The organism is Variovorax sp. W1I1 (assembly GCF_030815625.1).
GTDB lineage: Bacteria > Pseudomonadota > Gammaproteobacteria > Burkholderiales > Burkholderiaceae_C > Variovorax > Variovorax paradoxus_C.
Genome location: NZ_JAUSWZ010000001.1, coordinates 1,973,507 through 1,996,071, shown reverse-complemented (window position 1 = coordinate 1,996,071; position 22,565 = coordinate 1,973,507). Strand labels below are relative to the sequence as shown.

General features: G+C 67.7%; 22 protein-coding genes. 9 read left to right on the top strand and 13 right to left on the bottom strand.

Translation table 11 applies throughout. From position 1 onward, the window contains the following. Positions 1 to 11: 11 nt before the first annotated feature. From QFZ83_RS09495 to QFZ83_RS09470, 6 genes are all read right to left on the bottom strand, one after another. On the bottom strand, positions 12 to 872 hold the full coding sequence (locus QFZ83_RS09495) for an oxaloacetate decarboxylase (RefSeq protein ID WP_307505388.1): 861 nt from the start codon (positions 870 to 872) through the stop codon (positions 12 to 14). A gap of 20 nt (positions 873 to 892) precedes the next feature. Next, positions 893 to 2,089 carry a 2-methylaconitate cis-trans isomerase PrpF gene (gene prpF, locus QFZ83_RS09490; RefSeq protein WP_307505386.1) on the bottom strand — a complete coding sequence of 399 codons (1,197 nt, stop codon included), beginning with the start codon at positions 2,087 to 2,089 and terminating at the stop codon, positions 893 to 895. 22 nt (positions 2,090 to 2,111) lie between these two features. Continuing rightward, positions 2,112 to 4,736, bottom strand: a complete 2,625-nt coding sequence (acnD, locus tag QFZ83_RS09485) for a Fe/S-dependent 2-methylisocitrate dehydratase AcnD (protein WP_307505383.1) — start codon at positions 4,734 to 4,736, stop codon at positions 2,112 to 2,114. A 20-nt stretch (positions 4,737 to 4,756) separates the two neighbouring features. After that, positions 4,757 to 5,935, bottom strand: a complete 1,179-nt coding sequence (gene prpC / locus QFZ83_RS09480; protein WP_307505381.1) for a 2-methylcitrate synthase — start codon at positions 5,933 to 5,935, stop codon at positions 4,757 to 4,759. Further along, on the bottom strand, positions 5,932 to 6,327 hold the full coding sequence (locus QFZ83_RS09475; protein ID WP_013542058.1) for an acyl-CoA thioesterase: 396 nt from the start codon (positions 6,325 to 6,327) through the stop codon (positions 5,932 to 5,934). The genes prpC and QFZ83_RS09475 overlap by 4 nt, the downstream gene beginning before the upstream one ends. A 153-nt stretch (positions 6,328 to 6,480) precedes the next feature. Then, a complete protein-coding gene (locus tag QFZ83_RS09470; protein ID WP_013542059.1) occupies positions 6,481 to 6,747 on the bottom strand; it encodes a hypothetical protein in 267 nt (88 codons plus the stop codon). A 183-nt stretch (positions 6,748 to 6,930) separates the two neighbouring features. Here QFZ83_RS09470 and QFZ83_RS09465 point away from each other — a divergent pair, with 183 nt between their 5' ends. The 3 genes from QFZ83_RS09465 to QFZ83_RS09455 all read left to right on the top strand — a co-directional run bounded on the left by QFZ83_RS09465 (position 6,931) and on the right by QFZ83_RS09455 (position 9,911). Further along, positions 6,931 to 7,221: a hypothetical protein gene (locus QFZ83_RS09465; RefSeq protein WP_307505379.1), complete on the top strand. Its 291-nt coding sequence runs from the start codon at positions 6,931 to 6,933 to the stop codon at positions 7,219 to 7,221. A gap of 202 nt (positions 7,222 to 7,423) precedes the next feature. After that, entirely contained in the window at positions 7,424 to 8,566 is a 1,143-nt protein-coding gene (locus tag QFZ83_RS09460; RefSeq protein ID WP_307505377.1) for a DSD1 family PLP-dependent enzyme, read from the top strand. Positions 8,567 to 8,651: 85 nt separating this feature from the next. Next, the gene (locus tag QFZ83_RS09455; RefSeq protein ID WP_307505374.1) at positions 8,652 to 9,911 is read left to right on the top strand and encodes an acyl-CoA dehydrogenase family protein; all 1,260 of its coding nucleotides are present in this window, start codon (positions 8,652 to 8,654) and stop codon (positions 9,909 to 9,911) included. Between the two features lie 48 nt (positions 9,912 to 9,959). Here the strand turns inward: QFZ83_RS09455 and QFZ83_RS09450 are convergent, their stop codons facing one another. Next, positions 9,960 to 10,274 carry a hypothetical protein gene (locus QFZ83_RS09450; protein ID WP_013542063.1) on the bottom strand — a complete coding sequence of 105 codons (315 nt, stop codon included), beginning with the start codon at positions 10,272 to 10,274 and terminating at the stop codon, positions 9,960 to 9,962. Positions 10,275 to 10,562: 288 nt separating this feature from the next. After that, positions 10,563 to 11,390 (bottom strand): crotonase/enoyl-CoA hydratase family protein, encoded by an 828-nt coding sequence (locus QFZ83_RS09445; RefSeq protein WP_307505371.1) that lies wholly within the window; start codon positions 11,388 to 11,390, stop codon positions 10,563 to 10,565. Between the two features lie 96 nt (positions 11,391 to 11,486). Between QFZ83_RS09445 and QFZ83_RS09440 the strand changes: the two genes are divergently transcribed. Both QFZ83_RS09440 and QFZ83_RS09435 read left to right on the top strand, forming a co-directional pair. Continuing rightward, positions 11,487 to 13,355, top strand: a complete 1,869-nt coding sequence (locus tag QFZ83_RS09440) for a PhoX family phosphatase (RefSeq protein ID WP_307505368.1) — start codon at positions 11,487 to 11,489, stop codon at positions 13,353 to 13,355. Positions 13,356 to 13,383: 28 nt separating this feature from the next. Further along, positions 13,384 to 13,782 carry a DUF488 domain-containing protein gene (locus QFZ83_RS09435; protein WP_307505365.1) on the top strand — a complete coding sequence of 133 codons (399 nt, stop codon included), beginning with the start codon at positions 13,384 to 13,386 and terminating at the stop codon, positions 13,780 to 13,782. Between the two features lies 1 nt (position 13,783). Here QFZ83_RS09435 and QFZ83_RS09430 read toward each other — a convergent pair whose 3' ends face one another. Next, positions 13,784 to 14,392: a glutathione S-transferase gene (locus QFZ83_RS09430; protein ID WP_307505362.1), complete on the bottom strand. Its 609-nt coding sequence runs from the start codon at positions 14,390 to 14,392 to the stop codon at positions 13,784 to 13,786. Between the two features lie 116 nt (positions 14,393 to 14,508). Here QFZ83_RS09430 and QFZ83_RS09425 point away from each other — a divergent pair, with 116 nt between their 5' ends. Continuing rightward, positions 14,509 to 14,967, top strand: coding sequence for an Lrp/AsnC family transcriptional regulator (locus QFZ83_RS09425; protein WP_307505359.1), 459 nt, complete (start codon positions 14,509 to 14,511; stop codon positions 14,965 to 14,967). A 3-nt stretch (positions 14,968 to 14,970) separates the two neighbouring features. Here QFZ83_RS09425 and QFZ83_RS09420 read toward each other — a convergent pair whose 3' ends face one another. Continuing rightward, on the bottom strand, positions 14,971 to 15,873 hold the full coding sequence (locus QFZ83_RS09420; protein WP_307505357.1) for an SDR family oxidoreductase: 903 nt from the start codon (positions 15,871 to 15,873) through the stop codon (positions 14,971 to 14,973). Positions 15,874 to 16,032: 159 nt separating this feature from the next. Between QFZ83_RS09420 and QFZ83_RS09415 the strand changes: the two genes are divergently transcribed. Then, positions 16,033 to 16,908, top strand: a complete 876-nt coding sequence (locus tag QFZ83_RS09415; protein WP_307505354.1) for a CoA transferase — start codon at positions 16,033 to 16,035, stop codon at positions 16,906 to 16,908. Between the two features lie 12 nt (positions 16,909 to 16,920). On the opposite strand, the gene QFZ83_RS09410 is transcribed toward QFZ83_RS09415, so the two are convergent. Together QFZ83_RS09410 and QFZ83_RS09405 are read right to left on the bottom strand one after the other, a co-directional pair. Further along, the gene (locus QFZ83_RS09410; RefSeq protein WP_307505350.1) at positions 16,921 to 17,817 is read right to left on the bottom strand and encodes a hypothetical protein; all 897 of its coding nucleotides are present in this window, start codon (positions 17,815 to 17,817) and stop codon (positions 16,921 to 16,923) included. A 37-nt stretch (positions 17,818 to 17,854) separates the two neighbouring features. Then, a complete protein-coding gene (locus tag QFZ83_RS09405; protein ID WP_307505348.1) occupies positions 17,855 to 18,781 on the bottom strand; it encodes a DMT family transporter in 927 nt (308 codons plus the stop codon). A 270-nt stretch (positions 18,782 to 19,051) separates the two neighbouring features. On the opposite strand from QFZ83_RS09405, the gene QFZ83_RS09400 reads away from it, so the two are divergent. After that, complete coding sequence (locus tag QFZ83_RS09400) at positions 19,052 to 19,723, top strand: cold shock and DUF1294 domain-containing protein (RefSeq protein ID WP_307505346.1); 672 nt, start codon at positions 19,052 to 19,054, stop codon at positions 19,721 to 19,723. 26 nt (positions 19,724 to 19,749) lie between these two features. Next, on the top strand, positions 19,750 to 20,130 hold the full coding sequence (locus QFZ83_RS09395) for a tautomerase family protein (RefSeq protein ID WP_306878334.1): 381 nt from the start codon (positions 19,750 to 19,752) through the stop codon (positions 20,128 to 20,130). A gap of 22 nt (positions 20,131 to 20,152) precedes the next feature. On the opposite strand, the gene QFZ83_RS09390 is transcribed toward QFZ83_RS09395, so the two are convergent. Beyond that, a complete protein-coding gene (locus tag QFZ83_RS09390) occupies positions 20,153 to 22,564 on the bottom strand; it encodes a YgiQ family radical SAM protein (RefSeq protein WP_307505343.1) in 2,412 nt (803 codons plus the stop codon). Between the last annotated feature and the right edge of the window lies 1 nt (position 22,565).

The window sequence follows — 22,565 nt, the reverse complement described above, 5'->3', positions numbered from 1 at the left end:
CCGCGGCCTCATCACGTATAGCGCTGCTCCAACGCATCCCACTCCGGCTTGCCGACCAGCCGCTGGCGCTCGGCAAAGGTCGTGACCAGCCCGCTGGATTCCAGCACCTGCTTCTCATCGCGCAGCACGGTCAGCGCCTTCTGCATGCCGGCAACGGCCCCCTGCAGCGCCGCATTGGCGTAGAGCACGATGCCGTAGCCGAGCTCGCCCAGGTCCTCGGCGTTGAAGATCGGCGTCTTGCCGCCAATCACCATGTTCATCAGCTGCGGCTTGGCCAGTCGCTGCGGCAGCGCACGAATCTCATCCGCACTGGTGACCGCTTCGACGAACAGGATGTCCGCCCCCGCCTCCGCAAACTTCTGCGCCCGCTCGACGGCAGCCTCGAAGCCATGCACGGCGGCCGCGTCGGTGCGGGCCATGATCAAGAGATCCTGATCCTGACGCGCATCGACGGCCGCCTTGATCTTGCTGACCGCTTCTTCCGTCGCGATCACTTCCTTGCCCGAGAAATGGCCGCAGCGCTTGGGCGCCACCTGGTCTTCGAACTGGATGCAGTCGGCGCCCGCGCGCTCGAGCGTGCGGACCGTGTGGCGCACATTCAGCGCATTGCCGAAACCCGTGTCCGCATCGACGATCAGCGGCACCGACACCGCGTCGCGGATGCGCGCCGTGTGGTCGGCGATTTCCGCCAGGCCCATGAAGCCCTGGTCGGGCATGCCGAACCACATGTTGGTGACGCCGGCGCCGGTGATGTAGATCGCCTTGAAGCCCAGGTCTTCGACGACCTTGGCCGAGAGCGCATTGAAGGCGCCGGGAACGATCAGGCCGCGTCGGGCTTCGGCGAGGGACTTGAGTTGCTTGCGGGTGGACATCAGAGAACTGCCGATCATCATCAGAAACTGTCGCCGGGTACGCGCACCCAGCCTTCCATCAACACACGGGCGCTTCGGCTCATCAGGGCCTTGGTCACCACCCATTCGCCATCGTCGGCCTTGCGGGCCTCGGCACCGACGCGCAGCGTGCCCGACGGATGGCCGAAGCGCACGGCCTGGCGTTCGCCGCCACCGGCCGCGAGGTTCACCAGCGTGCCGGGAATCGCGGCGGCCGTGCCGATGGCGACGGCCGCCGTGCCCATCATGGCGTGGTGCAGCTTGCCCATCGACAGCGCACGCACCAGCAGGTCGACATCCCCTGCCTTCACCAACTTGCCGCTGGAGGCCGTGTGGTCCCTCGGCGGTGCGACGAAGGCGACCTTGGGCGTGTGCTGGCGCTTGGCCGCTTCGGCGATGTTCTTGATCAGCCCCATCTTCACGGCGCCGTGTGCGCGAATGGTCTCGAACATGGCCAGCGCCTTCGCGTCGCCGTTGATCGCATCCTGCAGCTCGGTGCCCGTGTAGCCGATGTTGGCGGCGTTGACGAAGATGGTGGGAATGCCCGCGTTGATCAGCGTGACCTTGAGCGTGCCCACGCCGGGCACCTCGAGGTCGTCGACGACCTTGCCGGTCGGGAACATCGCGCCGCCGCCTTCACCGTCGCCCTCGTCGGCCGGATCGATGAATTCGAGCGGCACCTCGGCCGCAGGGAACGTGACGCCATCGAGTTCGAAGTCGCCGGTCTCCTGCACCTCGCCCTCGGTGATCGGCACATGGGCCACGATGGTCTTGCCGATGTTGGCCTGCCAGATGCGCACGGTGCAGATGCCGTTCTGCGGCACACGCGCCCGCTCGATCAGCCCCTGCGCAATCGCGAACGGCCCGACCGCCGCCGACAGGTTGCCGCAGTTGCCCGACCAGTCGACAAAAGCGCTGTCGATGGAGACCTGGCCGAAGAGATAGTCGACGTCGTGGTCCGGCCGCGCGGAGCGCGAAAGGATCACAGTCTTGGAGGTGGACGAGGTGGCCGCGCCCATGCCGTCGATCTGCTTGGCGTAGGGGTCGGGGCTGCCGATCACGCGCAGGAGGAGCGCATCGCGCGCCGGGCCGGGTTGCTGTGCCGGCTCTGGCAGGTCCTGCAGGCGAAAGAACACGCCCTTGCTGGTGCCGCCGCGCATGTAGACGGCGGGAATCTTGATCTGGGGAACGGATGCCATAGCGTTGGGGATGAGGGTTGTCTCAGGCGGCGAGTTTGTTCTCGGCCAGGAAGTCTTGCGCAAAACGCTGCAGCACGCCGCCCGCCTCGTAGATGGACACTTCCTCGGCCGTGTCGAGCCGGCAGGTGACCGGCACCTGCAGGACCTCACCGCTCGTGCGGTGCACGACCAGCGTGAGGTCGGCGCGCGGCCTGGGCTCGCCGATCACGTCATAGGTCTCGGTGCCGTCCAGGCCCAGCGTGAGCCGCGTGGTGCCGGGCTTGAACTCCAGCGGCATCACGCCCATGCCCAGCAGGTTGGTGCGATGGATGCGCTCGAAGCCCTCGGCCACGACGGTCTCCACGCCGGCCAGCCGCACGCCCTTGGCGGCCCAGTCGCGGGACGACCCCTGGCCATAGTCGGCGCCGGCCACGATGATGAGCGGTTGCCTCCGGTCCAGGTAGGTCTCGATGGCCTCCCACATGCGCACGACATTGCCTTCGGGCTCGATGCGCGCGAGCGATCCCTTCTTCTGCACACCGCCCTCCACCGCCATCTCGTTGACGAGCTGCGGGTTCGCGAAGGTGGCGCGCATGGCCGTCAGGTGGTCGCCGCGGTGCGTGGCGTACGAGTTGAAGTCTTCTTCCGGCAGGCCCATCTTCGCCAGGTACTCGCCGGCGGCGCTGTCCAGCAGGATCGCGTTGGAGGGCGACAGGTGATCGGTCGTGATGTTGTCCGGCAGGAGGGCCAATGGCCGCATGCCGCGCAGCGTGCGCGGCACGGCAGCGAGCGCTCCCACGCCTTCGCTGTCCCAGTACGGCGGGCGGCGGATGTAGGTCGATTGCGGCCGCCAGTCGTACTGCGGGCTCACCTTCTCGCCGTTGTCCGCATGGATCGCGAACATGGGCTCGTACACCTTGCGGAACATCTCGGGCCGCACAGAGGCCGCGACGATCGCGTCGATTTCCTCATCGCTCGGCCACAGGTCGGCCAGGCGAATCTCCTTGCCGTCGACCACGCCCAGCACGTCGCGCTCGATGTCGAAACGCATCGTGCCCGCGATCGCGTAGGCCACCACCAGCGGCGGCGAAGCGAGGAAGGCTTGCTTCGCGTACGGGTGGATCCGCCCGTCGAAGTTGCGGTTGCCCGAGAGCACCGCGGTGGCGTACAGGTCGCGCTCGATGATCTCCTGCTGGATCTTCGGGTCCAGCGCTCCCGACATGCCGTTGCAGGTGGTGCAGGCGAAGGCGACGATGCCGAAGCCCAGTTGCTCCAGGTCGGTCAGCAGGCTGGCGTCACGCAGGTAGAGCTCCACCGTTTTCGAGCCCGGTGCCAGTGACGACTTGACCCACGGCTTGCGCTTGAGGCCCAAGCGGTTCGCGTTGCGCGCCAGCAGGCCCGCGGCGATCACATTGCGCGGGTTCGAGGTGTTGGTGCACGAGGTGATGGCCGCGATGACGACGGCGCCATCGGGCATCAGGCCCGCAGCCTCCTGCTGCCGGGCCTCGGCCAGGCCGACGGCGATGTCGCGCTCGGCGAGTTGCGAAGTCGGCAGGCGGCGATGCGGGTTGGAAGGGCCGGCCATGTTGCGCACGACGCTCAATAGGTCGAACTTCAGCATGCGTTCGTAGCTCGCGGTCTTCAGTGCATCGCCCCAGAAGCCGGCGGTCTTCGCATACGTTTCCACCAGCGCGACCTGCGTGTCTTCTCGGCCGGTGAGCCGCAGGTAAGTCAACGTCTGGTCGTCGATGTAGAACAGCGCGGCCGTGGCGCCGTACTCGGGGCACATGTTGGAGATGGTCGCGCGGTCGCCGATCGTGAGGCCACGCGTGCCCTCGCCGAAGAACTCCAGGTACGCGCCGACCACTTTCTCCTTGCGCAGGAACTCGGTGAGCGCCAGCACGATGTCGGTGGCGGTGATGCCGGGCTGGCGCCGACCGGTGAGCTCCACGCCGACGATGTCGGGCAGGCGCATCCACGAGGCGCGGCCCAGCATCACGTTCTCGGCTTCGAGGCCGCCGACGCCCACCGCGATCACGCCCAACGCATCGACGTGCGGCGTGTGGCTGTCGGTGCCCACGCAGGTGTCGGGAAAGGCCAGGCCGTCCTGCACGTAGACCACCGGCGACATCTTCTCCAGGTTGATCTGATGCATGATCCCGTTCCCCGCCGGGATCACCTCCATGTTGGCGAAGGCGCGCTTCGTCCAGTCGATGAAATGGAAGCGGTCTTCGTTGCGGCGGTCTTCGATCTGGCGGTTTTTTTCGAAGGCTTGCGGATCGAATCCGCCGCACTCCACGGCCAGCGAGTGGTCCACGATCAGCTGCACCGGCACCACCGGGTTCACCTGCGACGGATCGCCGCCCTCGGCCGCGATCGCATCGCGCAAACCTGCAAGATCGACCAACGCAGTCTGGCCCAGGATGTCGTGGCACACCACGCGCACCGGAAACCAGGGAAAGTCGCGATCGCGCCGTCGCTCGATGAGCTGCAGCAGGCACTCGTCGAGGATCGTCAGGTCGCAGCGCCGCACCAGGTTCTCGGCGTGCACGCGCGCGGTGTAGGGCAGCGTGTCCCATGCGCCGCGCTGCAGCGCATCGACCGCGGCGCGGGCGTCGATGTAGTCCAGCGTGGTGCCGGGGAGTTGTTTTCTGTGTCGTGGGTTCATCGGGGGAATCGGAAAGCCTCTCAGACGCGCGCCGCGATCGGCACGAACTTCAGGTCTTCCGGACCGGTGTAGTTGGCGCTCGGCCGAATGATCTTGTTGTCCACGCGCTGCTCGATCACATGCGCGGCCCAGCCGCTGGTGCGCGCGATCACGAAGAGGGGCGTGAACATCGCCGTGGGTACGCCCATCATGTGGTAGCTCACCGCGCTGAACCAGTCGAGGTTGGGGAACATCTTCTTGACCTCCCACATCACCGTCTCCAGGCGCTCCGCGATGTCGAACATCTTGGTGGAGCCGGCCTCCTCGGACAGCGATTTCGCCACGCCCTTGATCACCACGTTGCGCGGATCGCTCACCGTGTAGACCGGGTGGCCGAAGCCGATGACGACCTCCTTGGCCTCCACGCGGCGGCGTATGTCGGCCTCGGCTTCGTCGGGCGCGTCGTAGCGCTTCTGGATCTCGAAGGCGACCTCGTTCGCGCCGCCGTGCTTGGGGCCGCGCAGCGCGCCGATGGCGCCGGCAATGGCCGAGTGCATGTCGCTGCCGGTGCCAGCAATCACGCGCGCGGTGAAGGTGCTGGCGTTGAATTCGTGCTCGGCGTACAGGTTCAGCGAGGTGTGCATCGCGCGCACCCAGGCCTCGGAGGGCTTCTGGCCGTGCAGCAGGTGCAGGAAGTGGCCGCCGATCGAATCGTCGTCGGTCTCCACCTCGATGCGCTTGCCCTGGCTGCTCCAGTGGTACCAGTACAGCAGCATCGAGCCGAGCGAGGCCATCAGGCGGTCGGCGATGTCGCGCGCGCCGGGCAGGTTGTGGTCGTCCTTCTCGGGCAGCACGCAGCCCTGCGCCGAGACGCCGGTGCGCATCACGTCCATCGGATGGGCACCGGCAGGCAGGCTCTCCAGCGCGGCCTTCACGTTGGCCGGCAGGCCGCGCATCGCCTTCAGCCGCGTCTTGTAGGCCTTGAGTTCGGCGCGCGTGGGCAGCTTGCCGTGCACCAGCAGGTGGGCGATTTCCTCGAATTCGCAGACCTCGGCGATGTCCAGGATGTCGTAGCCGCGGTAGTGCAGGTCGTTGCCCGTGCGGCCGACGGTGCACAGCGCCGTGTTGCCCGCGGTCACGCCCGAGAGGGCGACGGATTTCTTGGGCTTGAAACCAGCCGGGGCGGCCGTTTCGTTCGTGGCGGTGGTGGTCGTGGTCACGCGGTTTCCTTGTTCAGATAAGAGCGATCGATGCCGGTGGGGCGGCCGGCGGCGTTGACCGCCACCATCTCGAACACGCCCTTGAGGACTTCTTCCGCGGGAACGCCCGGCACGTCGGCGATGCCGGTCACGCACACGGTCATCGAGCACCGGCCGATGCGGCTGACCCAGCCGCGCAGGATGAGCTGATAGCCCACCGGCACCGGCGCAAGAAAGGCGACGCTGGTCACACCGGCCATCACCACCTCGCGCTGTGCCAGATCGCGTGCGGCCAGGAAGGCCGCCTTGCTCATCAATTGCAGGCCCTGGCCGGCGAAGAGCGTGCCGCGGTGATTGGCGTGCACCGGCAGTACCAGCTCGCGGAGTTCGGTTGTTCCAACGGGTGTCGTCATGCTTCGCAATCTACGCAGATTGCGAACTTTGCAGAAGGACTGAAAGGGCGAACTCTTGCGAAGGCGATCGCAGGCTATTGCGAATGCTGCGAATTCCTGGAGCTACTTACGCCCAGCCGCTGCCGAGCCGGGTCTTCACGGAGACGCGAAGCGTCAGTCGGCGTCGCCCACGTCGTCCATCGCCATCAGGCTCGCATCGTCGCCCTCTTCCCGAGGCCCCACGCCCAGGTCTTCCGACAGGCCCTTGAGCACGACGTAGCCTGCCTGCAGCGCATCGCCGTACGTGGCGAAGCCCGTGGCGGCCTCCATCAGCGGTTCGAACTCCATCGAGTTGTCGAAGGATTCGAGGAGCACCCAGAAGTAATCCCCGGCGTCGTGTTGGTCGACGGTGAGGGCGATGGAGATGAGTTGGCCAGCCATGGGCGCATGGTGGCGCGGTCAAGTGACAGTCGCGCGAAACGGCTGTGAAGGTTCTGCTGCCGCAGCGAGGCCCCGCGATCGTGATTTCGTTGGCAGGCCCGCCGACGAACCGTCGCCAAAACACTACGTTCCTGCGCGTATCCAGCCTTCACGGCCGTCACCGCAATCGGCGATGCTCGGGTCATGTCCACGGCACGCTCGCAACCGACTTTTCGCCCCGGCTGGCGCATCGCGGCGTCGATCTACACGGTCGCCGGCGTGGTGTGCGTGCTCGGGACCGCGGCCGTGCCGGACAGCGACGCGGGCATGCTGCTCGCCATCGCGGGCGGCCTGCCGTGGTCGCTGGGCCTGCTGACGCTCGACCTGTCGCCCGGCGTGGCGAACACCGCGCTGATGCTGCTCGCGGGCAGTTGGGCGGTGAACGCGGGGCTGCTGTGGTGGATGGCGCTGCGGCGCGTCGGGCCGCCGCTTTAACGCGGCGCGAGCCTGCCGAAGCACACGGCAAGGCGGCCCCGGTAGCACCTTCGCCTGCGTGCAGCGAAAGAAGCTGCCCGGCCGGCTGCGCATTCCGGATGTTTCGATGCGATCATTTCGCGCGCAGGCATCCCTGCGTCGCGAGACCCCGACTCGCCGATTGCCTGATTTCCCGAATCCGAGAACAAAGGAAGACAAAACAATGCCCAGACCCCTGCACGCCAATTCGCCGCTGATCGGCGTTCCCGGCGGCCGCCATCTGCTCGACACCCCCGCCCTGCTGATCGACCTGCCCGCGATGACGCGCAACATCGAACGCATGGCCGCCTTTGCGAAGGCGCGCGGCATCGGCCTCAGGCCGCACGTGAAGACCCACAAGTCGATCGAGATCGCGCGGCGCCAGGTGGCCGCGGGCGCCATCGGCGTGAGCTGCGTCACCGTGGGCGAAGCGGAAATCATGGTCGATGGCGGCATCCGCAGCGTGCTGATCACCTCGCCCGCCGTCACGCCGAGCAAGATCGCGCGCCTCGTGAAACTCGCGGAACGCGCGGCGCCCGGCGGCGTGATGGTGGTGGCCGACAACCTCACCAACGTGGCCGATCTGGCCCGGGCCGCGAGCGGGTTGCTGCATCCGCTGCCTGTGCTGGTCGACTACGGCGCCGGCTACAACCGCACCGGCGCCGCGAACGAGGCACAGGTGCTCGCGCTCGCCGCCGCCATCGCCGCCGAGCCGGGCCTGCGGCTGCGCGGCCTGCAGGCCTATGCGGGCAACCTGCAGCACATCGTGGCGCGCGAGGAGCGCAGCGCGAGGGCGGCGGCCCTGCGCGAAACCGTGGCGGGCATCGTCGCGGCGGCCCGGCGCAAGGGATTCAACTTCGAGATCGTCACCGGTGCCGGCACCGGCACCCACGACCTCGATTCGGAGCAGAACGCCTTCACCGAACTGCAGGCCGGCTCCTATGTCTTCATGGACGCGGAATACACGCAGGTGCTGGCCGCCGGCACCGAGCCCTCGCCCTTCGAAGTGGCGCTCTTCGTGCAGACAGCCGTGGTCAGCACCAACGCGGCCGACTGGGTCACCGTCGACGGCGGCACCAAGTGCTTCGCCACCGACGGCGGCGTGCCGCTGGTCGCGCGAGGCACCGATGCCGCGAGCCGCTATGCCTTCTTCGGCGACGAGCACGGCAAGCTGATGCCGGCCGGGCCGCGCCCCGCACTGGGCACGCGCATCGAGTTCGTGACGCCGCACTGCGATCCGACGGTGAACCTGCACGACGTCTATCACGTGGTCGAAGGCGGGGCGCTGGTGGCGATCTGGCCGGTGGATGCGCGCGGGAAGCGATAGCCCGATGCAGGCGGTGCGCCCGGCATAAGCAAACTCGGAAAGCGCATTTCCCAAGCTACGTGGCGGCGGGCACAGTGCGGGGCCAATGCCCATCCTCCAAGACACCCCGCGCCCGGCGCGCGCCAACGCGGCGCCGGCTGCGCCCTCCTCGCAGCAACTCCTCGCGCGCTTTCGCCCCATCTTCAACCGCATCGCCGTGCATGCGGCGCAGCGCGAAAACGATCGCGAACTGGCCCATGAGCCGGTCGCCTGGCTCAACGCCGAACGCTTCGGCGCCCTGCGCGTGCCGGTCGAATACGGCGGCATCGGAGCGTCGGTCGAGCAGCTGTACGACCTGCTCATCGAGCTCGGCGAAGCGGACTCCAACCTGCCGCAGATCCTGCGCGCGCACTTCGGCTTCATCGAGCGGCTGTTCGCCGAGATCGATCCGTCGCTGCATGGCCCGTGGATGCGGCTCGCGGCCGAAGGCGTGATCTTCGGCAACGCCACCACCGAACTCGGCGAAGGCGCGCTCGGCGCGCTGCAGACCACGCTGTCGCGCGACGGCGATGCGTGGCGCCTGGACGGCGACAAGTACTACAGCACCGGCACGCTCTACGCCGACTGGATCTCGGTCTCGGCCCAGCGCCTGAACGCCGATGGCAGCAGCGACCGGGTGATCGCGCTCGTGCCCTCCGAAGCCGAAGGCGTGGAGCGCGTGGACGACTGGCGCGGCTTCGGCCAGCGGCTGAGCGCATCGGGCACCACGCGCTTTCGCAACGTGCGGGTGAAGCCCGAGAACGTGCTGCTCTACGTGCGCGACCAGCCGACCCCGCTCACCGCGCATTTCCAGCTCACGCACCTCGCCACGCTGGCGGGCATTGCACGCGCGATCGTGCGTGATGCGGTCGCCTTCGTGCAGCCGCGCAAGCGCGTCTACAGCCACGGCAGCGGCGACACGCCGCGCGAAGATCCGCTGGTGCAGCAGGTCATCGGCCAGTTGGCGAGCACCGCGTTCATCGCGGCGTCCACCGTGCAGGCGGTGGCGCGCGGGCTCGGCGAGGTCGACCGCTTCCGCCAGCGCGGCGAGCCCGTTCCCGAGAGCCTGCTGTTCGAGGTGGAGCTCAACACCGCGAAGGCGCAGGCCGGCATCGTCGATGCGGTGCTGCTGGCGGGCACACGGCTCTTCGACATCGGCGGCGCCTCGGCGCTTCAGGAAGACCGCCGGCTCGATCGCCACTGGCGCAACGCGCGCACGCTGGCATCGCACAACCCGACGATCTACAAGGGGCGCGTGGTCGGCGACCACCTGCTCAACGGAGCAAGGCCGACGTTCTACTGGGCGGTGGGAGCGATTGCGGCCTGAGCTGGGTCAAGGCGCAAGAAGAACGAGAGAGGAAAAGGAAGCGAAGCCTCAGACGCGAGGCAGCGCGGCAAGGAAAGTGGAGACAACGATCGCGGCAGCGCGATCCAGTTGCAGGATGTCGGCCACATCGAAAGCGTGCGGCGCGGTGCGCCCGCTGGCGCCGAGGGGCTTGCGGATCTCGACAAGCACTTCGGCCGCGAGTTCGCGATCGCTGCGTGGCCCGCCGTCGGGGTGCATCACCCACTCATCGACTTGATCGAACGGAATGCTGCGGAAAACCCCGACGATGGGGATGTACTTGTAGCGATCCTCGCCCACCAGGATGGGCACGCTGAGGTTACAAAAGAACGTGGTGGTCGACATGCGGGGCCGCCGTCGCTAGGCAAAGCCGTCGATTGTTAAGGAGTGCGCGTTCAGGAGCCATCCTTCCAAGGGACTACTCCCCGACAAGACGTGACCTTCTGCACACAAAGTGATTCCATTTCCATCCATCCCTCCCATAGAACAACTACTTAATTCTTACACACAGATACCCGATGTGTGTTAAATGCCGGATTTATTCGGCAATCGGAATGCGTAAATCGTTCGGAAAGGGAGACGCCGCGCTTCCTTTCGGAGCGCGGACGATGCAACGCAACGGTGGCTTGCGGGTCAGGCGGGCGGACCGAAACGCGGTGCGCGGCGCTCGATGTTGGCCTTCACGGCTTCGGCCTGGTTCGCGCTGCCGATCAGTGCTTTCTGCTCGACCGATTCCGCCATCAGCAGCTCCGCGGCACTCTGCGACATGGCTGCATTGAGCAGGCGCTTGCCGGCGCGAATCGCATCGGGACTCTTGCCCGCGATCTCGTGCGCCATCTGCAGCGCCTCGGCCAGCGGGTCGGCCGAGAGGCGCGTGGCAAAGCCGATCTGCAGCGCCTCTTCACCCGAGAAGATGCGCCCGGTGAAGGTGAGCTCGCGCACCACGTCGTTGCGCGCCAGCTCGCGCATCAGCACCATGCCGGCCATGTCGGGCACGAGGCCCCATTTGATTTCCATCACCGACAGCTTCGTGTCGGGCGCAACGATGCGCACGTCCGCGCCCAGCGCCACCTGAAGACCACCGCCGAAAGCCACGCCGTGCACCGCGGCGATGACCGGCACCGGCACGTCGCGCCAGACCATCGCGACGTGTTGCGCGGCATTGGAGATGCCGTGGGTGCGCTTCACCAGATCGGCCCCTGCCGCGCCCTCCCCCAACACGCCCTCGCCGGCGCCCTGCTGCATGCGCTCGAACGAAGCCATGTCGAGCCCCGCGCAGAACGCCTTGCCTCGGCCGGAAATCACCACGGCGCGCACCGCCGCGTCGCCGCGCAAGGCCTCGCCGGCTTCAATCAGCGCATCGAACATCGCGGGGTCGAGCGCGTTCATCTTGTCGGCGCGTGCCAGCTGCAGTTCCACCACGCCGTCGGGGTGGCGGGTCCATTCGATGCGATCGCTCATGCGGGTCTCCTGTGGGTTTCGTTGGGTTTTGGCCAGTATCGCCCGGCACAGTGCCTCGGCGATGATGGCGGCTGTCGCCTACCCAACACCTCTGCCATGCCGCTGGACCGTCGCCATTTCCTTCTTCAATCGGGTTCGGCCGCCGCCGTGGTGGCGCTGTTCGGCCAGGGCTGCGCGGTGCCTTCCACGGCGCGCAGCAACGGCGATGCGCTCGGGTTCACCGGCGTGCCCGTGTCCCTGCGCGATGCCGTCGCCGTGCCGCCCGAATACGAATGGCAGTTGCTCTACCCCTGGGGCACGCCCACCGGCATCGCGGGCCAGATGCCGGCCTTCGCGCCGGACGGCGCCAACAGCGCCGCCGACCAAGCGGTGCAGGCCGGCATGCACCACGACGGCATGCACTTCTTCGCGCTCGACGCGCGTGGGGATCGCGGCCTGCTCGTGATGAACCACGAGTACACCGACGAGCAACTGCTGCACACCGACGGCGTCAAGGTGTGGACCGCAGAGAAGGTGCGCAAGTCGCTCCACGCGATGGGCGTCTCGGTGATCGAGGTCCGCCACACCTCCACCGGCTGGCAGCAGGTGCAGCCCTCGCCCTTCGCGCGCCGCATCCACGGCAACACGCCGATGCGCATCACCGGCCCGGCCGCGGGCACGCCCTTGATGCGCACCGCCGCCAACCCGGCCGGCGACCAGGTCTTCGGCACCTTCGCCAACTGCGCGATGGGCGTCACGCCCTGGGGCACGTATCTCACCTGCGAAGAAAACTTCCACGGCTACTTCGGCGGCCCGAAGGAAGCGGCGACCGGCATGACGGACGCACAGCGCCGCTACGGCACGGTCCCGGCCACGCAGTGGGTCGAGTACTGGCGCTTCGACGAACGCTTCGACCTCAGCCGCCATCCGAACGAGCCGCACCGCTTCGGCTGGGTGGTCGAGATCGACCCCTTCGAACCCAGCGCTGCGCCGATCAAGCGCACGGCCCTCGGCCGCAAGCGCCAGGAGAGCGCCACCTGCACGACATCGAAAGACGGCCGCGTGGTGGTCTACATGGGCGACGACGCGCGCTTCGAATACATCTACAAGTTCGTGAGCCGCGAGAAAGTGCGCCCCGGCACCGACGCTGCAGCGCGCGCCGCCAACCGCCACCTGCTCGACGACGGCACGCTCTACGTCGCGCGCTACGACGCCGGCGGACGTGGCCGGTGGCTCGAACTCACGCACGGCCGCAACGGCGTCGATGCGGCCAGTGGCTTTGCCGACCAGGCCGAGGTGCTGATCCACGCCCGCCTTGCAGGCGACATCGTCGGCGGCACGAAGATGGACCGCCCCGAGTGGATCGCCGTGCATCCGCACAGCCGCGAGGTCTACGTCACCCTCACCAACAACAGCCAGCGCGGCGATGCCGGCAAGCCCGCGCCCGATGCCGCCAACCCGCGTGCCAACAATCTTTTCGGCGGCATCCTGCGCTGGCGCGAGGACGGCGGCGATGCGGCGAGCACCGGCTTCGCCTGGGACCACTTCGCGCTCGCTGGCGACCCTGCAGAGGCGGGCAGCGGTGCGCGGTATCCCTCGACCGATGCCGACATGTTCGGCAGCCCCGACGGCCTGCACTTCGACAGCGGCGGCCTGCTCTGGATCCAGACCGACATGAGCGGCCAGGTGATCGGCAGGCCCGCGTACGCTTCGCTCGGCAACAACCAGATGCTGTGCGCAGACCCGGCCACCGGCCGGATCAAGCGCTTCCTGACCGGACCGAACGGCAGCGAGATCACCGGCTGCGTGGTCACACCCGACCGCCGCACGCTGTTCGTGAACATCCAGCATCCGGGCGAGGCGCGCGACGATGGCAGCACCACGCACAACAGCGCATGGCCCGACGGCACCGCGCCGGGCAGCGCGCGGCCGCGTTCGGCGACGCTGGCGATCCGGCGACGCGACGGCGGCATCGTCGGCACCTGACAAGACAGGACAGAAGGAGGACCCACCCATGAGCATCCGCATCGTTCGACTAGGTACGCCTCGGGCACCCGGCGAGGGCCTGCGTATCGGCACCGTTCGCCGTCCACCGCGCGGTGTTCCGAAGACCGAGTTCGCCTCGCAGGATTGGTACGACGTCTGGTACCCCAACCTCGCGCCATCCGCCGAGACGATGAAGCTGGGCCAGGAGGCGCAGGCAACGCAGGAGCCCGCGCAATGGAACGCCTTCGCGCGCAAGTACAAGTCCGAGATGGCCGAAGCCGACGCGAGCCGCAGCCTCGACCTGCTCGCCGCGCTCTCGCACGGCACCGCGCTGGCGGTCGGCTGCTATTGCGAGGACGAATCGCGCTGCCACCGCTCGCTGCTGCGCGGATTGCTGGCCGAGCGCGGCGCGGACATCGCGGACTGAATCACACCTGGGGTGAAGCCAGGAATACCGGCAGGCTTTCTGCGCGTGCGGCATAGGCCGCCAGCAGTGGGAAATTGGCCGGCGCAATCGCTTCAGGCGTCATCAGCTGCGTGAAAGACCAGGACACCGCGGCTGAAACGCCGGCCTGCGTCATCGTCGATTCATCGGCCGGCAGCGGCATCGCAGCGACTTCTTTCTCAAGCGCCGCGTATGCCGCGACGAGCTGCCCCTGCACCCGGTCGAGCCATGGCCGATGCAGCTTCTCGGCGGGGCGCAGGTTGTGTTCGTAGACGATCTGCACCGTCTTCTCGCAAGCGGCCAGCGCCAGCCCGGTGATGCGCAGCGCGCACTGCCGCTGTGCCACCTCGGCAGGCATCAGGCTGCGACCGGCCAGCGCTTCCGCGTAGTCGATGATCAACGTGGAGTCCATGAGCACCGTGCCGTCGTCGCACACCAGCGTGGGCGCCTTGACCACCGGGTTGATCGCGCGGAACTGCTCGAAGGTGCTGAAGACCGAGACCGGGCGGTGCTCGAACGCAAGGCCGAGAAGCCGCAGCGAGATGGCGGCGCGGCGCACATAAGGGGAATCGAGCATGCCGACGAGTTGCATCGTTTGTTTCTCCTGAAGGGTGTGCGCCACGATATCGGCGGCTGCGCTCGCGCCGAATGGCAACCCATCGAAAATCAGGGCCGCAAACCGATCACCCATCGGTCATGAAACACACCATGAACATCGACAAGAAGGACCGCCTGATTCTCGAAGCCCTGCAGACCGATGCGCGCCAGAGCCTGGCCGCACTGGGCAAGCGCATCGGCCTCTCGCAGCCCGCGATGAGCGAGCGCGTGCGCAAGCTCGAGGATGCGGGAGTGATCGAAGGCTACGGCGCCCGCGTCAACCTGCGAGCGCTGGGCGTGGGGCTGCAGGCCATCATCCGCATCGAGACCACGCATGCGGGCATCGCCAAATACCTGAAGCTGTTCGATGCCATGCCCGAGGTGCTGAGCGCCGACCGCGTGACCGGCGAAGACTGCTTCTTCGTGCGCTGCGCCATCGCCGAGCCGGCCGACCTGCAGCGCGTGGTCGACGCGCTGGCGGTGGACGGCGCGGTGACCACCTCCCTGGTGTTGTCGAGCCCCGTGAACAAGCACGTCACCGTGCATGCGGCGAAGCCGCCGCGCAAGTAGCCGTCAGCGCTGCGCCTTGTCCTTCTGGTTCTGCGCCTCGATGCGTTCGCGCGCGTCCTTCCATTCGGTGTCGCTCCACTGGCGCAGCTCGTAGAAGTTGCCGCCGTTGGCCAGCGCGTTGGCGCCGTCCATCATGATGCTCTGGCCCGTGAGCCAGTCGCATTGGCCCGGCGCCATCAGGAAGGCGGCGATGTTCTGCAGCTCGCTCATTCGGCCGGTGCGGCCCATCGGGCTCATCTCCTTGGTGCGCGCGCCCGGTTCCTCGCCGGGGTTCAGGCGCTTGCTCATGCCTTCGGTGGGAATCTCGCCGGGGCCCACGGCGTTCAGGCGGATGCCGTGCCGCGCCCACTCCACCGCGAGCGACTTGGTCATCACCTCGATGCCGGCCTTGCTCATCGCCGACGGCACGACGTAGGGGCTGCCGTTGTCGACCCAGGTCACGATGATGCTCATCACGCTGCGGAAGGGGTCGCCCTGCTTCCACTTGCCCGACTTGGCCTCCGCCACCCAGCGTTTGCCCACCGCCTGCGTCACATAGAAGCTGCCGTGGAAGACGATGTTCGCGATCGCGTCGAAGGCGCGCGGCGAGAGGCTCTCGGTCGGCGCGACGAAGTTGCCCGCCGCGTTGTTGATGAGGCCGGTGAGGCCGCCGCTCTGGAACAGGCTCTCGACCATTTCGTCGACCTGCTGCGCGATGCGGATGTCGACGCCGAAGGTGTCGATGCGACGTCCCGGGAACTGCTGGCGCCACTCGGCCGCCGTTTCCTCGCAGACCGACTGGCGCCGGCCGCAGATGGCGATGTCGGCGCCCAGGCCGAGGAAGCGCTCGGCCATCGCGCGGCCGAGGCCGGTGCCGCCGCCGGTCACGAGGATGCGCTGGCCGCTCATCAGGGAAGGTTGGAACATGGGGGTCTCCTTGAGTCACGTTGGATCGTGCGGCAACGGCAAGAACGTGCGCTGCCATCGCGCATGCTACGCGCGGCGCCGACGCGGCGGCTTGCGGAATCTGGCTCCCGCGCGGGTCGGGTGAGAATGTCTTTTGACCTGTTCTCCGGATCGACAACCATGTCCAGCCTCATCTCCTTCCTGCCGCTCGAAGGCGTGCGCGTCCTGAGCCTTGCGCTCAACCTGCCCGGCCCGGCCGCGCTGCTGCGCTGCCGCCAGATGGGCGCCACCTGCCTGAAGCTCGAACCGCCGGCCGGCGACCCGATGGCGCTCTACAACCAGCCGGCCTATGCCGCGCTGCACGAAGGCATCGCCATCGAAACCGCGGACCTCAAGACCGAAGCGGGCCAGCAGCAACTGCACGCCGAACTTGCCAAGACCGACGTGCTGCTCACCTCCTTCCGCCCCTCCGCGCTGCGCAAGCTCGGCCTCGATTGGCCGGCGCTGCAGGCGCGCCATCCGTCGCTGTCGCAGGTGGCCATCGTCGGTGCGCCGGGCGAGCGCGCCGAGGAGCCGGGCCACGACCTCACCTACGTCGCCGAGAGCGGTCTCGTGACCGGCACCGAGCTGCCGCCCACGCTCTACGCCGACATGGGCGGCGCGCTGCTCGCGAGCGAAGCGGTGCTGACGGCCGTGCTGCGTCGCGCCCGCGGCGGTGGCAAGGCAAGCGGCATTTATCTGGAAGTGGCCCTGAACGCCTCGGCCGACTGGCTGGCCCTGCCGCGCACCTGGGGCCTCACGCGGCCCTCGGGCGCGGTCGGCGGGGCGCATGCGGGCTACCGTGTGTATCCCTGTGCCGATGGCCGCGTGGCGGTGGCGGCGCTGGAGCCGCATTTCGCGAATCGCCTCTGCGAAGCGGCCGGCGTGACGCCGCCCGACATGATGGCCACGGCCACGCACAAGGCGCTGGCCGCATGGCTCGCGACCCGCACGCGCGCCGAGCTCGATGCGATGAGCCGCGAGCGCGACGTGCCGCTGCTCACGCTGGCCGATTGAAGGCCCGGGTTTTCAGCGACCGTCGCGCTGCCGGTCTTCGCGCTTGAGCGCGAGGTAGGTGTCGAGATCCACCTCGTGCAGTTGCCGCGGGTACTGCTCGGCCGCCGTGAACCAGTGGCGCTGGCGGCGCTCGTCGGCATCCTTCGCGTCGCTCGACAGGTACGCATCGAGCGTGAGGAAGTAGCGCATCGCATTGCGCTCCACCAGCCCCCGCAGGCCCCGGATGTATTCGGGCTTGCCGTCGGGCGCCTTGCCCATCACCGTGAAGCCGACCTTGTCACGGCCGAAGGTCGCAAGGTAGGCCTGGGTGGCGAGCCGCACCATCATGTTGTGGTCGTAGCCGTAGCTGAAATGCACGAAGCTCTTCTGCGCATCGAGCGCAATCGCTTCGAGCGTGACGCGGTAGTTGCTCGTGCCGAACGGCCCGCTTGCAGCCGAGAGCTCGACCGACAGGTGCTCGGGTGTCGCGCTTGCCACGCGATAGACGAAGGGCAGCTCGAAGGCCTGGTCGACCGGCTTGTCATAGCGCCGCACGACGTAGAGCGTGAGCGTCTCGCGCCCCTGCGCCGTGCCGGTCTTGCAGCGCCGGTTGTTGATGTGCAGCGTGAGCAGTTCGCACCAGTGGGCCGATCCCTTGAACGCCGCCGTGACCTCCGACAGCGGATGGTCGATCACCGCGTAGACGTCGCCCTCGAGCCCGCCGGGCGTTTCGCTCGAATCGAGTTGCACGGGACGGCCGAAGCTGCTGTGGTCGAGCTTGTCGCTCAGCCGCTGGTGGGTGTCGCGCAGCGCCTGGGCGGGCGCGGCGGACTCGGCAGGTGCCGCGCAACAGGCCAGCGAGGACGCGAACAGGACGGCGCCGCACAGGGTGCGTGTCCACGATGCCGGCAGGTGGGGCGAACTGCTCATGGAGCCACACCATACAACGGCGCGACCACTTTTGGCTTCAATCGGCGTCTGTTTCAGGTGCCGTCTTCGCGCCGCGCCTCATGAGCAGCAGCATGGCCACCGCGAGCAGCACGGCACCCAGCCACTGCCGGGGCGCCATCGGCCCGGCGAACAACAGCGCCGCCAGCAACGCCGCCACCAGCGGCTCGATCAACGTGCCGACCACCGCGGCGGTCGGGGACAGGCGCCGTGCACCCCAGGCAAAGGCCAGGTAGGCCACCGAGGTCGTGATGATGCCGGTGTAGGCCGCGCCCAGCCATTGGGCCGCGCCGCTGGGCCAGGTGATGCCGCTCGGCCACGCGACCGCGAGCATGCACAGCGCCGCCACGCTCATGCCCCACGCCGACGCGGTGACAGCCGGCACCCGCGCCGGCATGCGCGCGTTGCCGAGCACCACCAGCGCGTAGCAGAAGGCCGAGGCGAACGACCAGGCGAGGCCGGCGGCATGTCCGGCAGGTAGCGGGCCCCATCCGCCTGCGGGCATCACGAGCAGTGCCACGCCGGCGAGTGCCAGCAACAGCCCGGCGACGAGGCGCAGGCCGAAGGGCTCGTAGCCGCGCAGCACCGAGACGAGCGCGACGATCACCGGCGCGCAGCAGATCGAGATCACCGTCGGCAATGCGGCGCCCAGGTGCGCGATGCCCGCGAACCAGCAGCTCACGTTGAGCGCCATCGCGGCGCCGGTGCCGACGACCTGAACCTGCTCGCGCCGGGTCAGATCGCGCCAGTGCGCATCGGTGGACTGCGCCACGCGCTCCGCCCGCCAATGCAGCCACCACAACAGCGGTACTCCGAGCGCGAAGCGCGCCAGCGACAGGCTCTGCGGCGCGATGCCGCCATCGATGAGAAATTGCGCCACCAGCGCGCCGCCACCCCATAGCGCGCCAGCCAGCAACACGCCGCCCCAGGCCAGGGCGGCAGACATTCTTGCGTTCATTGTTGAAAGTTCTCCATGACGCCCGCCGCTCTGTTTCTGTAGAGGGCAGGCATGACCATCCGGCCGTCACCCGGCCTTGCAGGAGGCAGACGACGGCGACCACTTGCGGGTCTGAGCGCGGCGCGAGGCGCGCGTCAGAGGCAGGCGATGGTGGGGGGAGAGTGGTGCAGATTCATGAGCGGCCGATGATAGAAGCCGGGTCCTGGAGGGGCAAGAGAGAATCTCGGCCATGTGCCCTCTTCCCGCTCATCACACCGCATGAAACGCCAAGGTCGACTCGTCCGCTGGGAGGCCGACCGCGGCTTCGGTTTCATCCGCAGTCCTGAGATATCGGCCGATGTGTTCGTACATCTGCGCGACTTCAGCGACCGGCAAGCAAAGCCGCAGGTGGGCATGGAACTGAGCTTCGAAGAGATCCATGTCGGCGGCAAGGGGCCGCGCGCCGTGGCTGTGCAGGCGGTGTCGGCTCGGGCTTCGCGGCCGGTGCCAAAGCACACGCCCATCAACAGCCATCGCCGCCCCGTATCGAGGCGGTCGAATCCGCGCCGCTCCAGCACTTCCGAACCCTCGGCCTCGTGGGGCCTGCTTTTCCTTCTGGCGTACGGAGTGCTGCTCGGTGCGGCCGTCTGGTCCGGCCGCTTGCCGCTGCTGGTTCTCGGCGTGGTCCCGGGACTGAGCCTGCTGGCCTTCTTCGCCTATGCCTTCGACAAGAACGCCGCGCAGACCGGCCGCTGGCGCACGAAGGAAAGCACCCTGCACCTGCTTGCGCTGGCGGGCGGCTGGCCGGGTGCCTGGGCCGGGCAACGGCTGCTTCGCCACAAGTCGAGCAAGCAGAGCTTTCTGATGGTGTACCGCGCCACCGTCGTGCTCCATTGCGCGGCGGTGCTGGCCTGGGTGTTCTGGCTGCGGGGTATCCCTGTCCTAGACTGAAACGATCCCAACCAGGAGAAACCTCCATGCCATTCGTTCGAATCGAGCTGTCGGATGCCTCGCCGGAAACGCTGGGCCCGGCCATCGGTGACCTGATCTACCAGGCGATGACCGAAACCATCAATGTGCCCAAGGACGACAAATTCCAAGTCATCACCCGGCATGCCGCGCAGGACCTGGTTCATCCCAAGAGCTACCTGGGCGTCGAGTACTCGGCGGGTTTCGTCTTGATTCAGATCACGCTGAACCAGGGACGCACGATCGAGATGAAGAAGGCCTTCTACAAGCGCGTGGCCGACGACCTGCACAAGAAGCTGGGCATCCGTCGCGAGGACGTCTTCATCAACCTCGTGGAGGTGATGAAGGAGAACTGGTCGTTCGGGAACGGCGAGATGCAGTACGCGTAGCGGTCGCCCGCTACCCGCCCGATCAACGCACCTTGCGCGATGAAGGCTTGTTGACCGGCTTGCCGCTGCCGCCACCACTGCCGTTATCGCGAGGCGGCAGACCCGTGTGCTGCGTGAGCATGCGGCCCTTGGAGGGCTTCACCGGCGCGAGCCTGACGGGCGCCGAGGCCTTGGCAGCCGCCGGCGCCGAGGTCGAGTTCTTGCGCCGCGCGCTCGTGTAGCCGCCATCGGTGAGCGGCTGCCACGTCGGGATGAGATGGTGCTTGCCGTTGCCGATCAGGTCGGCGCGGCCCATGCTCTTCAAGGCCTCGCGCAGCAGGGGCCAGTTGTTGGCATCGTGATAGCGCAGGAACGCCTTGTGCAGGCGGCGGCGCTTGTCGCCGCGCACGATGTCCACCGTCTCGCTCTCGCGCGTGATCTTGCGCAGCGGGTTCTTGTTGGTGTGGTACATCGTCGTCGCCGTGGCCATCGGGCTCGGATAGAACGTCTGCACCTGGTCGGCGCGGAAACCGTTCTTCTTGAGCCAGATCGCCAGGTTCATCATGTCCTCGTCGCTGGTGCCCGGATGCGCGGCGATGAAGTACGGAATGAGGTACTGCTTCTTGCCCGCCTCGGCCGAGAACTTCTCGAACATCTGCTTGAACTTGTCGTAGCTGCCGATGCCGGGCTTCATCATCTTGGTGAGCGGGCCCTGCTCGGTGTGCTCGGGCGCGATCTTGAGATAACCGCCCACGTGGTGCTGCACCAGCTCCTTCACGTACTCGGGCGACTGCACGGCCAGGTCGTAGCGCAGGCCGGAACCGATCAATATCTTCTTGATGCCGCGCAACGCACGCGCGCGGCGGTAGATCTTGATGAGCGGATCGTGGTTCGTGCCCAGGTTCGGGCAGATGCCCGGGTACACGCAACTCGGCTTGCGGCACGCCGACTCGATCTCGGGGCTCTTGCAGCCGAGGCGATACATGTTCGCCGTCGGGCCGCCCAGGTCGGAGATGGTGCCGGTGAAGCCGCTTACCGAATCGCGGATGGCCTCGACCTCCTTGATGATCGATTCTTCGGAGCGGCTCTGGATGATGCGGCCCTCGTGCTCGGTGATGGAGCAGAAGGTGCAGCCGCCGAAGCAGCCGCGCATGATGTTCACGCTGAAGCGGATCATTTCCCACGCGGGAATCTTGGTCGCGCCGTCGTGGCTGCCGTTTTCGTCGGCGTAGCGCGGATGCGGGCTGCGCGCGTACGGCAGGTCGAACACGTAGTCCATTTCCGCGGTGGTGAGCGGAATAGGCGGCGGGTTGATCCACACATCGCGCGCCGTGGTGCCTTCGCCGTGCGCCTGCACCAGCGCGCGGGCATTGCCGGGGTTGGTTTCCAGGTGCAGCACGCGGTTGGCGTGCGCGTAGAGCACCGGGTCGCTGCGCACCTGTTCGTAGGAAGGCAGGCGGATCACCGAGCGGTCGCGCGGCGGAACGCTGATCTTGCCGCGGCTTTGCAGCGCGGGGTTGGGCATGAAGGTGAGCGGCTTGATGGCTGGGTTCACCACCGACTGCACCGACTGAAGCGCAGGCGATCCGGCGGCTTCCGCGGCCTTGGCCACGTCCTGCGCCTCGTCTTCCTTCGCGCAGGTGGCGCCGTTGGCCTTGGCCTGGTCCGACACCATCAGGTATGGATTGACGTGCGCCTCGACGCGGCCCGGCTCATCGACGCTGGTGGAGTTGATCTCGAACCAGCCCTCGGGCGTTTCGCGCCGCACGTAGGCGGTGCCGCGCACATCGGTGATCTGCTGCACCGGTTCCTTGGCGGCCAGGCGGTGCGCGATCTCGACGATGGCGCGCTCGGCGTTGCCGTACAGCAGCAGGTCGCACTTGGAGTCGACGACGATGGAGCGGCGCACCTTGTCCGACCAGTAGTCGTAATGCGCGATGCGACGGAGCGACCCTTCGATGCCGCCCAGGATGATCGGCACGTCGTTCCAGGCTTCCTTGCAGCGCTGCGAATACACGATGGCCGCACGGTCGGGGCGCGCGCCGCCGATGTCGCCGGGGGTGTAGGCGTCGTCGCTGCGGATCTTCCGGTCCGCCGTGTAGCGGTTGATCATCGAATCCATGTTGCCGGCGGTCACGCCGAAGAACAGGTTCGGTTTGCCCAGCGCCTTGAAGGGCTCGGCGCTCTGCCAGTCGGGCTGGGCAATGATGCCCACGCGGAAGCCCTGCCCTTCGAGCATGCGGCCGATCACCGACATGCCGAAGCTGGGGTGGTCGACATAGGCGTCGCCCGTGACCACGATGATGTCGCAGCTGTCCCAGCCGAGGGCTTGCATCTCCTTGCGCGAGGTCGGCAGGAACTTGGCCGTGCCGAAACGGGCCGCCCAGTACTTGCGGTAGCTGGTCAGCGGCTTGGCGGCGCGCGCAAAAAAGGAGACGTCGACGGGGGCGTTCATC